Raw genomic sequence first — 14,151 nt, forward strand, 5'->3', positions numbered from 1 at the left:
AGAAAGGAGTGTTATAGTTGGAGAGTTTAATTCTATTTATCATCATAGCCCTAGTTAGTTCATTTTTTAGCTCGTCGAAAAAGCGGCATGATCAATCTACCCCTCCTATTCAAAAAAAGCATCGTCAAAGACCAAAAATTGAAATCAAAACATTAGATGAATTTGCAAAAGAAGTAATGAAACAATTAACGGAAGAAAAGGAAGAAAACCAGAAAAAAGAGCCGGTAATGGTAGATATGAAACCGCAAGAACCATCACCAATACAACAACAAGTACAACCTGTACCCAATAAAATCGAATTAAAAGAACGTTCAAATCAAACACCTGTCAAAATGAAAGAAACGACATCTCATCCAAGGGTAAATCACAAACTTCCTTTCTTATCTTCAAAAGAAGCGTTAAGGAATGCTATCATTACACAAGAAATTTTAGGACCACCAAAATCGAAAAAACGGTAAAAAATCATGTCCTCCCATTCCTAAGCATATACTTGGTGAAAGGGAGGGCAGTTTTTTTTGAAAAAATTATTCCAGATTGACCCTATAATTGAAATGATGAATTGTCGCCAATTACGGATGATTGGTAACTATAAATTTTTAGAAGCATCGGAGCATCATTGCAAGTTTTATTATGAAGGCTTTCTCGTGATGATTGAGGCTGACAAAGTACATATTAATGTACTAAAAGAAGAAGAAATTTTAGTACATGTTGATCAGTTAAAAAATTTTGAAATGAAGCGACAGGTGAATGAAAATGAAATTATACGATAGCCGCCCTGTAGAAATTCGTGTTTCCCGTAGTGGAAACGTTCATGAATTGATTCGACGCTTGCAACAAAATCGGGTGAAATTACGAGAATTAGAGTTTTTAGAGGATGAAGTCAAATTTGAAATTTCTAGAAAAGATGTGACTATTGTACGTTCATTGCGGAAAAAATTAAATTTGAAAGTAAAAATTCGTTACTTGCAACAATCAAGGATATTTCAAAAAACTAGTTGGACAATTATTGGCATTATACTGTTGATTTTCATCCCCATCATCTGTTCACAATTTATTTGGAAAGTTGAAGTGGAAGCAAGTACGCCAGAATTGAAGGCGAAAGTTGAAATGATAATAGATGAAAAATTACAATTAGACAAACCTGTGTTAAAACGAAAACTTGTATCCGATTTTGAAATACGACAAACCATTATGGAAGAAGTACGTGATCTTTCTTGGGTGCATATTATCAAAAAGGGGAGCAGTATGACGATTGTTCCTCAACTAGCACCAATAACAGAAAATAAAGAAAAGAAAAGCGACGGACTATATCATTTAGTTGCTTCGAAAAGTGGCGTGATAACTCATTTTAATATTACAAGCGGTGAACGTCGAGTCATGCCAAATATGACTGTTTATAAAGGAGATGTTCTTGTATCAGGAGTCATTACTGTGGGTGAAGATGAATATATGGCTGTGGGCGCGCAGGGAGAAGTATATGCTGATTACTGGCTAGAAACGAGTTTTGAGATACCGAGGAAAGTCAAATACATTTCAGCCGCTGACAGCAAGTGGACATTTGGATTGAAAAATAGCGATGAAAAGGAGAAAGAGCCATCGTTTCAAAAAATCAAATTGCCAAATTGGATTTCAAATTACATCGAAATCAAAAAGACGCAAAATTATATAACAACTGTACAAGAACTGTCAGAAGATCAAATCGACTCATTTATTTTGCCGCTATTGCACGAAAAAATTTTAAAATCACTACCTCCAAAAACGATTATCAAGAAAGAAAATATTTTGCACGTTACCTTCGATGATGATAAAGTTAAAGGGAAAGTCCTTTTTTTGGTAAACGAAAATATTGCGAAAGAATATCCAATTAGTCAAGGAGATTAGATATGGCTGAAGAATTAACAGAGTTACATGTTGAAAACCCAAATGAAGCAATTATGCTTCTAGGAATGGGCGATGCTAATATAAAGTTAATTGAAGAATCATTTAATTGTCGTATCATTACTCGCGGTGAAATCATTCAAATTACAGGTGAAGTAGAACAAAAGAAGCAAGTAACATTGTTGCTAAAAGAATTATTAAAAGTTATTCGTAAAGGCATTAATATTGATTTAAGAGACGTTTCCAGTGCCATTGAAATGTTAAATAAAGGAACACTTGAATATTTTTCAGAGTTATATGACGTTGAAATAGGTAGAACTCATAATGGCAAGCCTATCCGTGCCAAAACGATTGGTCAACGTGAATATATAAAGGCTATTCGTTCTCATGATTTAGTTTTTGCCATCGGGCCTGCAGGTACGGGGAAAACATATTTAGCAGTAGTCATGGCAACACAAGCATTAAAAAATGGACATGTTAAACGAATCATTCTAACACGTCCAGCTGTAGAGGCAGGAGAGTCGCTCGGATTTTTACCTGGGGATTTAAAAGAAAAAGTTGACCCATATTTACGGCCATTATACGATGCCTTACACGATATTTATGGAACAGAACATACTCAACGATTAATTGAGCGGGGAACAATTGAAATTGCTCCACTTGCTTATATGCGTGGTCGTACGTTAGATGATGCTTTTGTTATATTGGATGAAGCTCAAAATACAACCCATATGCAAATGAAAATGTTTTTAACTCGTTTAGGATTTGGTTCCAAAATGGTTATTACAGGAGATAAATCTCAAATCGACTTACCAAAAAATGTAGAATCTGGATTGATGATTGCTGAACGAGTATTGAAAAATGTGAAAGATATTCATTTTACCTATTTGGAAGCAGGAGATGTAGTACGGCATCCTCTTGTGGCAAAAATTATTCAAGCCTATTTTGATCAAGAACTATAACAATGTGTACGCCTGTTCGTACACATTTTTTATTTACTAAAGAATCCAATTATACCAATGAAAAACGAACGAGAAATTGATAAACTATTAATATACAATATTGGGGGTGCATTATGGACAAGCACTTAATAAAATTACTGGACATGTTCGGTTTTCGTCTATTACTGATTTCTATATTATTTATTACTGGCCTATTACAGTTTTTTATCATGTTTGGCAATGTTCGAGGAGATACATATGATGTCCAACCATTTCAATTAGCTCCAGAAACAATACGAGCTGTGAAAACCGTAGAAGATACTGAGAAAACAGAGAAGGAAAGACAAGCAGCAGAAGATGCTGTGGAACCCGTATATGTCTTTGATGAAGAAATTGTCGATCATCGGGTGGCACTTATTGAAACAATATATGAAATTATTTTGGACGTCCGAAAAGAAATTTCCGGAAACGGTACTAGAATACTATTGAAAGAAGAGCAAATTCAACTGCTTCAAGATAAATTAAAGGAAATCACTGAAAGTCAAACTTCCCTGCGATTCACAGATGAACATTTATGGTCTTTTATCACTGTGGATGAAAAGGAATTAAGTAAAGCTCATACCACATTGATTCAACTAGTGAAAGATACTCTATCGGTCCCAATACGCAAGGAAAATGTCACATCCGTGCGCAATGAATTAGAATCAAAAATTCGTGTACATGAGAGTATTAGTAATTCCCTTATACCACCATTAGTTATTTTAGGAAGGGTAGCAGTTGTCGAAACGGAAACGTTGGATGAAGAAAAAACTGAAGAATTAAAACAACGAGCACGGGAAGCAGTTGAACCAACTCGCATTTTACAAGGTCAAATTATCGTACAAGAAGGAGAATTGATCGACAGAGAAAAATATCGACAGCTGGAATTATTAGGGATGACAAATAATAAGGCATCTATTAAACCAATATTGGGACTAGCCATTTTAGTTATATTGCAAATGACTTTTCTTTATTTACTATTTGACAAACTTAATATCGATGTGCAAAAAAAGCGAAAACAAGTTGTTGCAACGGTAATTGTTTATCTATTTTCAATCGGATTTATGGAACTTATTAATTTGTTAGATGATTTTGAAGTCCAAATAGCCTTTTTATTTCCCTCTGCTTTAACGACTATGCTTGTAAGTTTATTAGCATCTCATAAAGTTGCAAGCCTAGTTACATTACTCACGGCCGCATCGGCAGGTGTTATATTCCAAGAAGGGTATTCGGCAGTATTGCAAATGGAAATTGCATTGTATATATTGCTTGGTGGCTATGCATGCATTTACTTTATGAAATCGATTGAAAATCGTTCTGATATATTAAAGGGTTGTGGAATTGTAGTTATTATTAATATATTATTTATTGCATTCTATTTATTAATGTCCCAATCCCATTATGAACCGTTAGAATTATTATTTTACGGAGTGGCAGCAGTAGTTTCAGGTTTGTTGTCTGGCGCTTTAACGATGGGATTGTTGCCATTCTTTGAATCAGCCTTTGGAATTTTGTCGACAATGAAATTAATCGAATTATCGAATCCAAATCATCCGCTATTGAAAAAAATATTAACTGAAACACCTGGAACGTATCATCATAGCATCATGGTTGCAAATTTAGCGGAAGCAGCTTGTGAAGCCATTGGAGCAGATGGATTGCTCGCTCGAGTAGGAAGTTATTATCATGATATTGGGAAGACGAGACGCCCTGCATTCTTCGTCGAGAACCAAATGTCAGGCATCAACCCACATGACTCGCTGCCACCAGAAAGAAGTGCGGAAATTATTATAGCCCATACAAATGATGGAGCAGAAATTTTACAAAAACATAAAATGCCACAAGAAATTATTGATATTGCACTTCAACATCATGGCACAAGTTCGTTAAAATATTTTTTGCATAAAGCAAAAGAACAAGGCGTCGTTAAAGATGAGTCCATCTTCCACTATCCGGGGCCAAAACCTCAAACGAAAGAAATTGCGGTCATTAGCATCGCTGATAGTGTAGAAGCGGCCGCTCGCTCCATGAAGCAACCTAATGCTGACAAAATTCGCAATTTAGTGCAATCGATTATTAAAAATAAATTAGAGGAACAACAATTTGATGAATGCGATATTTCCATTAAGGAGTTAAAAATAATTGAAGAAGTGCTTTGTGAAACACTAAATGGCACGTTCCACTCTAGAATTGAGTATCCAAAAGAGGATAAAAATTAGGAGGGACTATGACTTTAACAATTGATTTTTTAGATGAGACAAATAAATTAAGCGATGAACATATCGAACTTGTTGAAAAATTGCTTCAACATGCTGCGAAACTAGAAAATATCAACAATGCAGAAGTTTCTGTTACCTTTGTAACTAATGAAAAGATACATGAAATAAATCGTGAATACCGTGACAAAGACCAGCCGACAGATGTTATTTCCTTCGCCCTAGAAGAAATGGGCGAAGGAGAAATCGAAATTATTGGAGTTGGAGAATTACCTCGTGTTCTAGGTGATATTATTATTTCTGTCGATCGAACGAGGGAACAGGCAGAAGAGTACGGGCATACATTTGAAAGAGAACTTGGTTTTCTTGCCGTACATGGATTTTTGCATTTATTAGGATATGATCATATGACGGAAGAAGACGAAAAAGTAATGTTTTCAAGACAAGAGGAAATTCTCACATCATACGGCTTAGGTCGTGATTTGCATGCGTAAATTTTTTCGTTCTTTCCACTATGCAATTGAAGGAATACGATTTGCAATGAAAGAACGAAATATGCGCATCCATGTTACTTGTGCTGTATTGGTTACGATTGCAGGTTTATATTCGCAATTAAGTTCAGCGGAATGGCTGGTGTTAATCTTAACGATGGCCCTTGTGATTGCGTTAGAAATGGTGAATACTGCAATAGAAACAGTCGTCAATCTTGTTTCACCAGAATATCATGCTCTTGCAAAAGCAGCCAAGGATGTAGCGGCTGGTGCAGTCCTCATCTCCGCAATCGCAAGCATTTTCATTGGATTGATTATTTTTCTGCCTAAATGGTTTCTCATGTAATAGGAGGCGTATCCGTACATATGGAAGTACAAAAGTTAATGAATGAAGCGAAACACGCCCGTGAAAAAGCCTATGCTCCTTACTCTAAATTTTCTGTTGGAGCCGCATTATTGACGAAGAGCGGGAGAATTTTTCACGGTTGTAATATTGAAAATGCTAGCTTCAGTATGACAAATTGTGCAGAACGAACTGCAATTTTTAAAGCCGTTTCAGAAGGGGAAACAGAATTTGAGGCAATTGCTATCATTGCCGATACAAAAAATCCCGTTTCTCCATGCGGTGCATGTAGACAGGTAATGGCTGAATTTTGTTCACCAGAGATGCCTGTTTATTTAGCAAATTTACAAGGAAAAATACAAAAAACAACTGTAAAACAATTATTACCAAGTGCTTTTAATTCGGAGGATATGAAAGATGCATGACAATCATCGTTTTAAATCAGGATTCATTTCAATTATTGGTAGACCAAACGTAGGAAAATCGACATTTTTAAATCGTGTAATTGGCCAAAAAATTGCTATTATGTCGGATAAACCTCAAACAACTCGAAATAAAATACAAGGTGTATTGACGAGAGAAAAAAGCCAAATGGTATTTATTGATACACCAGGAATTCATAAACCGAAGCATAAACTAGGCGAATTTATGGTGAAGGTCTCTAAAAATACACTGCGTGAAGTAGATTTAATTATGTTTATGATTAATGCAGAAGAAAAGATTGGCAAAGGCGACGAGTTCATTATGGAATTGTTAAGTGAAACGAATACTCCGGTGTTTTTAGTGATTAATAAAATAGATAAAATTCATCCAGATGAATTATTAGAAATTATTGATGCTTATAGAGAAAAAATGAATTTTGCAGAAATCATTCCAATCTCTGCCTTGGAAGGGAATAATGTAGAACGATTGCTTGAAACAATTGAAAACTACTTACCGGAGGGGCCTCAATATTATCCAAGCGATCAAGTTACAGATCATCCAGAGCGCTTTATCATATCAGAACTGATTCGTGAAAAAGTCTTACATTTAACGAGAGAAGAAATACCTCATTCTGTAGCGGTTGTCATTGATAAAATTCGCAGGGATGAAAAAAATGAAAACCTCATTCACGTGAATGCCACGATTATGGTTGAACGGGATTCGCAGAAAGGGATTATCATTGGTAAAGGCGGCTCTTTGCTAAAAGAAGTCGGAACTCAAGCAAGAAAAGATATTGAAATGCTCCTAGGTTCAAAAGTTTATTTAGAACTTTGGGTAAAGGTTCAAAAGGATTGGCGAAATAAAATCACATACCTAAGAGACTTTGGATATCGAGAAGATGAATATTAAAATGTTTAAGAGTGCGTCTAATACCTTACGACGCACTCTTTATGAATATTTATTCATCGTCCTTTTATCGAAATCATTATTAAATAAGATTCTAGAATGCCTCAGTGAAAAGGGATGTGCAACAGATGCTAAGTAAATTAGAGGGCATTGTTTTAAAAACAAGAGATTATGGGGAATCAAATAAAATTGTTACACTGTTGACAAAAGAAGCTGGAAAAGTTGCAGTGATGGCTAGAGGTGCTAAGAAACCGCGGAGCAGGTTAGCGTCAATATCTCAAACTTTTATGCATGGTATTTTCATTGTACAACGATCTTCGGGTATAGGCACGTTACAGCAAGGTGAGCTTATCAATTCGATGCGACATATTCAAACCGATATATTACGAGCAGCTTATGCTAGTTACATTGTGGAAATGGTAGATCGATTAATAGAAGAGGGGAATCCGCAACCATTTCCTTACGAAGTGTTGAAACAAGCTTTATATGCGATTGAAGATGAGCATGATCCAGAAGCAATCGCATTGTTCGTTGATTGGAAGTTTCTTCCTTATGCAGGGGTAAGGCCTATTTTGCATCAATGTGCATCCTGTGGTGCGGTAGAAGGGGAATTTGCCTTTTCCTTTTCACAAGGAGGATTTCTTTGCCACCGTTGTTTTCATGTTGACCCCTATATTATTCGGTTAAGTCCAACACAATTAAAATTAATTCGCATGTTTGCTACTATTCCAATTGAGAAAATTGGAAAGTTGGAGTTAAAGCGTGAAACGAAACACTTTATCAAGAAAATTGTAACGACGATTTATGAAGAACAAACAGGTATGCGTTTAAAGTCTCGTTCATTTATTGAACAGCTTGAAAAATCAGAAGCTTTGTACTCGTTACAAAAAGACAATAAAGACAAAACAGGCGACAAACTTTAGACGCCTGTTTCTATTGATAATTATAATGTGTTAATATTTCTATCATTATCTTAATTCAGCTAAAATAGGCATTAAATCTTCTTTAAAAGCTTGCCAAAATTTTTCCTCTTGCTCAGGAATTAGGAAGGGTTTAACATTTTTCAATTCCAAATACAGCTTTTCAATTTTGTCATCGACAAGTCTCATTCGATGATTAATTTTCTCTCGTTCTTCTTCAATATTTAGAATAATAAAACTATCCATCAAAAGTTTAAGTTGGTTATATTTTTTTATTGTACTTTCGTAAGCTTCTTTATGAAACACACCAAGCGATGTAGTAAGATCGATCTGTTTTCGGTGATATTGTGCCGCATGAAAATATTGTTGAATTTTCAAATTTGTATTGAATATTAATTGACTGTTGGAACTATTGGAATGTACTTCTCGCTTTAATATCGCTGTCACAATATTCTTTAATTGGCTGAAAACGTCGCTAACTTGAAGTTCTTGTTGTTTCTTAAAACTTGTAAATGAACTAAACAGCATATAGCTCCCCCCTAATCCAAAATCCCTTAACTCAATTATACTAGAGGGGAGAAGAATATGTATATTAAATTCAGATAATTCTGATTTTAAAATAATGAACAACATATCAAAAATAGAAGAGGCTGGGACAAAAGATAAAAAACACCATTTTCTCACGGGAGAAAATAGTGTTTTTTTGATAATTGAAGAAAATTGATTTCCGTTCAGGGGACGCTTTCCGCGGGCCCGGCTCGAGCCCAATGTCAGAAACTTATACAACCAATAATTTACAGTTAGTAGGCAACCATCTGGCTGTCTACTTTTAAAAATACTATTCAACCTACAAAGTGTTGATAATTTTCTAAAATCGGCTAAAAAAGGCAATAGGATGCCCGGGGCTTAAATTTTTATTTTTTTAAGCCCCTAATTTATTTACATTTAATAAACAAATAGGTTATATTTATCCTATGTATTGTTTATAGACACCTTTTTTGGTTTAGGGGATACTTTGTTGAGGACAGACCATTCCTTCGTGGGTAGCTTCTCCCAGATCGAATAGGTGTCTTATTTCTTATAATCACTTTCATGATTTTTGTAAACATTCTCTCTCTTTTGATTGGACAATCTTCTAATAATAAGTGAACCATCCTATCTTTTAATTTTCCTATTAAGATATTTGTGTTTACTTGATAATCATGTTTTCGTCTTTTTTTCTTACTCTCCTCATTAATTGTTTCATTGGCATCATTTCTCAATAAACTGACCATATTCGATAAATATATTGATGCATAGAAATCTTGTTCAATTGCGATTTTCGAACTACCCGTGAAATTTTCTATTTCGATTTTATTTTTCACATCATTATATTCTGTTTCAATTCCCCAGCGTTTAAAATAAAGAGATTTAAACTCAGAGATACCAAACTCTTCCTCGGTTAAATTTGTGACAAGTATTTCTTCCGTGCCAGAATCCAGTGGGAATCTAACTACACGAGCAGTAATCACTTGTTTCCTATGTATTATATGAATGTTTTGATCAGCATCTTTCGCTTCGACAATTTCCTTTATCGTATTTTTTTGACATCGCATCACATATTTGATACCAAGGGCATCTAAATAGGCAATAAAATCTCTCGATGGATACCCTCGATCAAATAAAAAAAGATCATTTTTTAATCCAATTTGTACGAGTTCTTCAATCATATCCTTTGCACTATCTCGCTCAGCTACCTTATATGGATTGATTCTAGAAGTAATAATGATTCCATTCTCAAGATCGTAAATACAAGAGGCACTAGCTCTTGCATAACTTGTCTTATGATTTTTTCCATACCCAAAATAATTTCGAAGCTCCTCAGTATCAGGGATTTGGAGCACACTTCCATCGATTGCGCAAAGTCTAAATCCACGATAAGTTTTAAAGGAATTTTCTTCATAATACCAATTCACAATCGCTTTTGTAAGTTTTACAAAAGCGAGAGGAGAAATCTTTTTTCGTGCGGCTGAATAGCCTTGTTTGGAAATACTAATTTCTGATAAATTAAATTTGTCGAAAAAGTCGTCAAGTTCAATTTGGAGGCTCTTTTTAACAAAGTTTAAGCTAAATAGAATAGTATTTTTAAAATTTAACTTCTTTTCTTTTCGTGTAAAATACGTTTCTTTTGTCCGAGATTCAAGCATAAACATCACATCATTCAGCATCTTTCGAGTAATCTCAATTGCGCCTAAAAAAGTACTTTTCGTTTTCAAAAAAACCACCATCCTCGTTTTATTAACCAAAAATTGGTATCTAAAACGATTTTGGTGGTTTTTTATAAAATACAAGAGTCCTTTTACCTATTTTTGTGAATGTTAAATTAAAGATTAATTTTCAAATAAACTTCCATTAAATGTAATCTTAAGTTGATGACATTGGGCTCGAGCCTCCTCTGATTCAATCCTTCGCTCCTGCAGGGTCTCGAGAGGGATCGTCGAAGGAAAGCTTTGCTTTGCGACTAAGGGTGCGTGACAGAAACTTGCCCCGTCACTCCAATCAATTTTTTACAAAAAATCTTTTTGCAGCTCGTTCACTTTATTAGTTATGTCCCAGCCTCTTCATCATGTAAGCAATATTAGAATTGTAAGTGTTTTTCAATATAAGCTTTTACATCCGCAATTGGCATGCGCACTTGCTCCATTGAATCTCGATGACGCACAGTCACTTGACCGTCTTCTTTTGAATCGAAATCATAAGTAATGCAGAATGGTGTTCCAATTTCGTCTTGGCGGCGATAACGTTTACCGATGGATTGAGATTCATCATAATCTACTGGGAAATATTTGCGCAATTCGTTCCAAACTTCAGTTGCTTCCTCTGACAGTTTTTTCGATAGTGGAAGAATTGCCGCTTTAAATGGAGCGATAACCGGATGGAATCTAAGCACTGTGCGTTTGTCTCCATCTTCTAGTTGTTCTTCGTCATATGCATCACATAGGAATGCCAATGTTACACGGTCTGCTCCGACAGATGGTTCGATGCAGTAAGGAACGTAACGCTCATTTGTGACTGGGTCAATGTAAGTGAAATCTTCATTAGAATATTGCATATGTTGCTTCAAGTCATAATCTGTGCGGTCTGCAATACCCCAAAGTTCGCCCCAACCGAATGGGAATTTATATTCGATATCTGTTGTTGCTTTCGAATAGTGGGATAATTCTTCTTCGGAATGATCACGAAGGCGAATGTTTTCTTCGCTCATGCCCAAACTTAACAACCAGTTTTTACAAAATTCTTTCCAGTAATTTTGCCATTCTAAATCTTCACCAGGTTTACAGAAGAACTCCAACTCCATTTGTTCGAATTCACGCGTACGGAATGTAAAGTTACCAGGCGTAATTTCGTTTCGGAAAGATTTACCAATTTGTGCAATACCAAATGGAAGTTTTTTGCGCATAGAACGTTGAACGTTTTTAAAGTTAACAAAAATACCTTGAGCCGTTTCCGGTCTTAAATAAATTTCGTTAGAAGAGCTTTCTGTAACACCTTGGAATGTTTTAAACATTAAGTTAAATTGGCGAATTTCAGTGAAATCTTGTGCACCACAATCAGGGCAGGAAACATCATATTGCTTCATGATTTCTGCCATTTTTTCAAATGATAAGCCGTCAACGATAATTTCATCACCTTTTTGTAGAGCTGCTTCTTCAATTAACTTATCAGCTCGATGTCTTGCTTTACATTGTTTACAATCAATCATTGGGTCATTGAAGTTTCCAACATGTCCTGATGCTTCCCAAGTGCGTGGATTCATTAAAATTGCTGCATCAAGTCCAACGTTGTAAGGAGACTCTTGAACAAATTTTTGCCACCATGCTTTTTTAATATTATTTTTCAGTTCCACACCAAGAGGACCATAATCCCATGTATTAGCAAGTCCCCCATATATTTCAGAACCTGGAAATACAAATCCACGTTGTTTTGATAAATTCACAATAGTTTCCATTGATTGAACAGCCATTTTTGTTCCTCCTATTTGTTTTTATTTTTCATAATAATAATAGAAAAGCACTCGTCTCCGGGCATAAGCCCGGGGACGAGTGCTGGAATACATAATTACACCCGCGGTTCCACCCCGATTGATTGCATTTCATTCATAGAATTGCAATCCTCTTTTTTTCATCATGGCTCGAGGATGCCGTTTCTCTTTTCGTGTAGGCTTTCACCATCCCTACTCGCTGTTTGTTGAAAAGATACTTATAGTCCTGTCATTGCCCAAAATATTTGAATATAGTAATTTTTTAATTAGTTGTGACATTATTTTATCATGTAGGACTTTTCTTAGCAATTATAAAGAAAATAGTATATAATATTTAAGAAAAGTATAACACTAATTGAGGCGGTGAGTCCAATAGAACTCAATCAACGTCAAGATAAAATTCTGCAAATTGTTAAAGAGAAGGGTCCAATAACAGGGGAGAAAATTGCTGAACAATTAAACTTGACTCGAGCAACCCTTCGACCAGATTTAGCAATTTTAACAATGGCAGGGTTTCTAGATGCCAGACCTAGAGTCGGGTATTTTTATTCTGGCAAAAAAACGATGGCTTCTGTAACAGAGTCAATGATGAATTTAAAAGTTAAAGATTTCCAATCTATGCCAGTTGTTGTATCTGAGAATATGACAGCTTATGATGCTATTTGTCAAATGTTCTTAGAAGATGTTGGAACCTTGTTTGTGGTAGATGATCGCTCCCGTTTGCAAGGTGTGCTTTCAAGAAAAGATTTACTTCGCACAAGTATTGGAACTCAAGCTATAACTAAGATTCCCGTTCATATTATTATGACGAGAATGCCGAATATTGTGTATTGTCATAAGAATGATTCACTCATTCATGCTGCTAAAAAATTGATCGAGCGACAAGTTGACTCATTGCCAGTTGTAGAAGAGAAAGAAGATGGGTTAGAAATTGTGGGTCGTATAACCAAAACCAATATTACAAAAGCTTTTATTTCATTAGCTGAGACGAATGATTTGTAAGAGGTGCTAATTTGAAAAACTTAAAAATCTTTGTCGTATCTGATTCTGTTGGAGAAACTGGAGAGCAAGTGGTTAAAGCAGCTGCTACACAATTTAGACCAAATTTTGATGGCATCATTATCCGAAGATTCCCACATATCTCAAATGATAACCATATAAAAAACATTGTAGAAATTGCGGCGATGCAAGGTGCAATTATAGTGTATACATTAGTAGAAAAACAAAAACGTCAGTTAATGTATAATTTATGTCAACAAAATAACATTGATTGCATTGATTTATTAGGTCCTATTATTCATTTATTTAGTCATAGACTTGAAGAATCTCCGTTAGAAGAACCTGGAATAGTTCATAAGTTAGACGATGACTATTTTCAAAAAGTAGAAGCGATCGAGTTTGCCGTAAAATATGATGATGGAAGAGATCCGAGAGGAATATTATTGAGTGATGTGGTGTTAATTGGCGTATCCAGAACTTCAAAAACTCCACTATCACAATATTTGGCTCATAAAAGATATAAGGTAGCCAATGTTCCAATCGTTCCAGAAGTCGAACCGCCTGAAGAATTATTTCAAGTAGATTCAAGAAAATGTTTTGGTTTAGTGATTTCTCCTGAAAAACTAAACGTCATCCGTAAACAAAGGTTAATTGCATTGGGTCTAAGTGATGATGCGATTTATGCAAAAAGAGATCGCATTGAACGGGAAATTGCGCATTTTTATAAAGTGGTAGAAAAATTAGGTTGTCAAGTCATCGATGTTACAAATAAAGCTGTTGAAGAAACAGCGAATGACATCATTGAGCGACTAGAGCGTTTAAAAAATAAGTAATTATTTACACCTCCAGATTATCGAGGAGGTTTTTTCATTTTTTTACAAAAAAGTATAGAAAAATCATAAAGAATGTTTTATAATAATAAAATTGTGGTAAAAATATTTATAATAAATAAATATTTTAAAAAGTGAAGTTTT

The 14,151-nt window shown here is 35.0% G+C and carries 15 protein-coding genes; 12 read left to right on the forward strand and 3 right to left on the reverse strand.

The genetic code is table 11. The features are described from left to right. Window positions 1-17: 17 nt before the first annotated feature. The 10 genes from NSU17_RS15010 (at window position 18) to recO (ending at window position 8,160) form a co-directional block, all read left to right on the forward strand. Entirely contained in the window at window positions 18-458 is a 441-nt protein-coding gene (locus NSU17_RS15010; protein WP_340433177.1) for a hypothetical protein, read from the forward strand. Between the two features lie 57 nt (window positions 459-515). Beyond that, complete coding sequence (locus NSU17_RS15015) at window positions 516-770, forward strand: hypothetical protein (protein WP_016838567.1); 255 nt, start codon at window positions 516-518, stop codon at window positions 768-770. Then, window positions 754-1,881: a sporulation protein YqfD gene (locus NSU17_RS15020; protein WP_340705401.1), complete on the forward strand. Its 1,128-nt coding sequence runs from the start codon at window positions 754-756 to the stop codon at window positions 1,879-1,881. The genes NSU17_RS15015 and NSU17_RS15020 overlap by 17 nt, the downstream gene beginning before the upstream one ends. A gap of 2 nt (window positions 1,882-1,883) precedes the next feature. Then, window positions 1,884-2,840: a PhoH family protein gene (locus tag NSU17_RS15025; protein ID WP_016838565.1), complete on the forward strand. Its 957-nt coding sequence runs from the start codon at window positions 1,884-1,886 to the stop codon at window positions 2,838-2,840. Between the two features lie 113 nt (window positions 2,841-2,953). Further along, window positions 2,954-5,077 (forward strand): HD family phosphohydrolase, encoded by a 2,124-nt coding sequence (locus NSU17_RS15030; protein ID WP_340705402.1) that lies wholly within the window; start codon window positions 2,954-2,956, stop codon window positions 5,075-5,077. An 8-nt stretch (window positions 5,078-5,085) separates the two neighbouring features. Beyond that, window positions 5,086-5,568 (forward strand): rRNA maturation RNase YbeY, encoded by a 483-nt coding sequence (gene ybeY, locus NSU17_RS15035; protein WP_340433167.1) that lies wholly within the window; start codon window positions 5,086-5,088, stop codon window positions 5,566-5,568. Then, the gene (locus NSU17_RS15040) at window positions 5,561-5,911 is read left to right on the forward strand and encodes a diacylglycerol kinase family protein (protein WP_340705403.1); all 351 of its coding nucleotides are present in this window, start codon (window positions 5,561-5,563) and stop codon (window positions 5,909-5,911) included. The genes ybeY and NSU17_RS15040 overlap by 8 nt, the downstream gene beginning before the upstream one ends. A gap of 20 nt (window positions 5,912-5,931) precedes the next feature. After that, a complete protein-coding gene (locus NSU17_RS15045) occupies window positions 5,932-6,333 on the forward strand; it encodes a cytidine deaminase (protein ID WP_340705404.1) in 402 nt (133 codons plus the stop codon). Beyond that, complete coding sequence (era, locus tag NSU17_RS15050; protein WP_340433160.1) at window positions 6,326-7,240, forward strand: GTPase Era; 915 nt, start codon at window positions 6,326-6,328, stop codon at window positions 7,238-7,240. The genes NSU17_RS15045 and era overlap by 8 nt, the downstream gene beginning before the upstream one ends. Before the next feature lie 125 nt (window positions 7,241-7,365). Further along, window positions 7,366-8,160, forward strand: coding sequence for a DNA repair protein RecO (recO, locus tag NSU17_RS15055; protein WP_096551207.1), 795 nt, complete (start codon window positions 7,366-7,368; stop codon window positions 8,158-8,160). Window positions 8,161-8,205: 45 nt separating this feature from the next. Here the strand turns inward: recO and NSU17_RS15060 are convergent, their stop codons facing one another. The 3 genes from NSU17_RS15060 to NSU17_RS15070 all read right to left on the reverse strand — a co-directional run bounded on the left by NSU17_RS15060 (window position 8,206) and on the right by NSU17_RS15070 (window position 12,160). Continuing rightward, entirely contained in the window at window positions 8,206-8,685 is a 480-nt protein-coding gene (locus NSU17_RS15060) for a hypothetical protein (protein ID WP_340705405.1), read from the reverse strand. A 455-nt stretch (window positions 8,686-9,140) separates the two neighbouring features. Further along, on the reverse strand, window positions 9,141-10,412 hold the full coding sequence (locus NSU17_RS15065; RefSeq protein WP_340704345.1) for an IS4 family transposase: 1,272 nt from the start codon (window positions 10,410-10,412) through the stop codon (window positions 9,141-9,143). Between the two features lie 362 nt (window positions 10,413-10,774). Beyond that, window positions 10,775-12,160 (reverse strand): glycine--tRNA ligase, encoded by a 1,386-nt coding sequence (locus NSU17_RS15070; protein ID WP_340433155.1) that lies wholly within the window; start codon window positions 12,158-12,160, stop codon window positions 10,775-10,777. A gap of 381 nt (window positions 12,161-12,541) precedes the next feature. Between NSU17_RS15070 and NSU17_RS15075 the strand changes: the two genes are divergently transcribed. Both NSU17_RS15075 and NSU17_RS15080 read left to right on the forward strand, forming a co-directional pair. Continuing rightward, the gene (locus tag NSU17_RS15075; protein ID WP_016838556.1) at window positions 12,542-13,180 is read left to right on the forward strand and encodes a helix-turn-helix transcriptional regulator; all 639 of its coding nucleotides are present in this window, start codon (window positions 12,542-12,544) and stop codon (window positions 13,178-13,180) included. Window positions 13,181-13,191: 11 nt separating this feature from the next. After that, on the forward strand, window positions 13,192-14,010 hold the full coding sequence (locus NSU17_RS15080; RefSeq protein ID WP_340705406.1) for a pyruvate, water dikinase regulatory protein: 819 nt from the start codon (window positions 13,192-13,194) through the stop codon (window positions 14,008-14,010). Window positions 14,011-14,151 lie beyond the last annotated feature (141 nt).

It is taken from the genome of Ureibacillus sp. FSL K6-2830 (assembly GCF_038004145.1).
GTDB classification, from domain to species: Bacteria; Bacillota; Bacilli; order Bacillales_A; family Planococcaceae; genus Ureibacillus; species Ureibacillus thermosphaericus.

Bases quoted from the DNA above. Each gene is read 5' to 3' on its own strand.
- NSU17_RS15020 (WP_340705401.1), top strand. From the start codon at position 754: ATGAAATTATACGATAGCCGCCCTGTAGAAATTCGTGTTTCCCGTAGT.
- NSU17_RS15025 (WP_016838565.1), top strand. From the start codon at position 1,884: ATGGCTGAAGAATTAACAGAGTTACATGTTGAAAACCCAAATGAAGCA.
- NSU17_RS15030 (WP_340705402.1), top strand. From the start codon at position 2,954: ATGGACAAGCACTTAATAAAATTACTGGACATGTTCGGTTTTCGTCTA.
- ybeY (WP_340433167.1), top strand. From the start codon at position 5,086: ATGACTTTAACAATTGATTTTTTAGATGAGACAAATAAATTAAGCGAT.
- NSU17_RS15040 (WP_340705403.1), top strand. From the start codon at position 5,561: ATGCGTAAATTTTTTCGTTCTTTCCACTATGCAATTGAAGGAATACGA.
- NSU17_RS15045 (WP_340705404.1), top strand. From the start codon at position 5,932: ATGGAAGTACAAAAGTTAATGAATGAAGCGAAACACGCCCGTGAAAAA.
- era (WP_340433160.1), top strand. From the start codon at position 6,326: ATGCATGACAATCATCGTTTTAAATCAGGATTCATTTCAATTATTGGT.
- recO (WP_096551207.1), top strand. From the start codon at position 7,366: ATGCTAAGTAAATTAGAGGGCATTGTTTTAAAAACAAGAGATTATGGG.
- NSU17_RS15060 (WP_340705405.1), bottom strand. From the start codon at position 8,685: ATGCTGTTTAGTTCATTTACAAGTTTTAAGAAACAACAAGAACTTCAA.
- NSU17_RS15070 (WP_340433155.1), bottom strand. From the start codon at position 12,160: ATGGCTGTTCAATCAATGGAAACTATTGTGAATTTATCAAAACAACGT.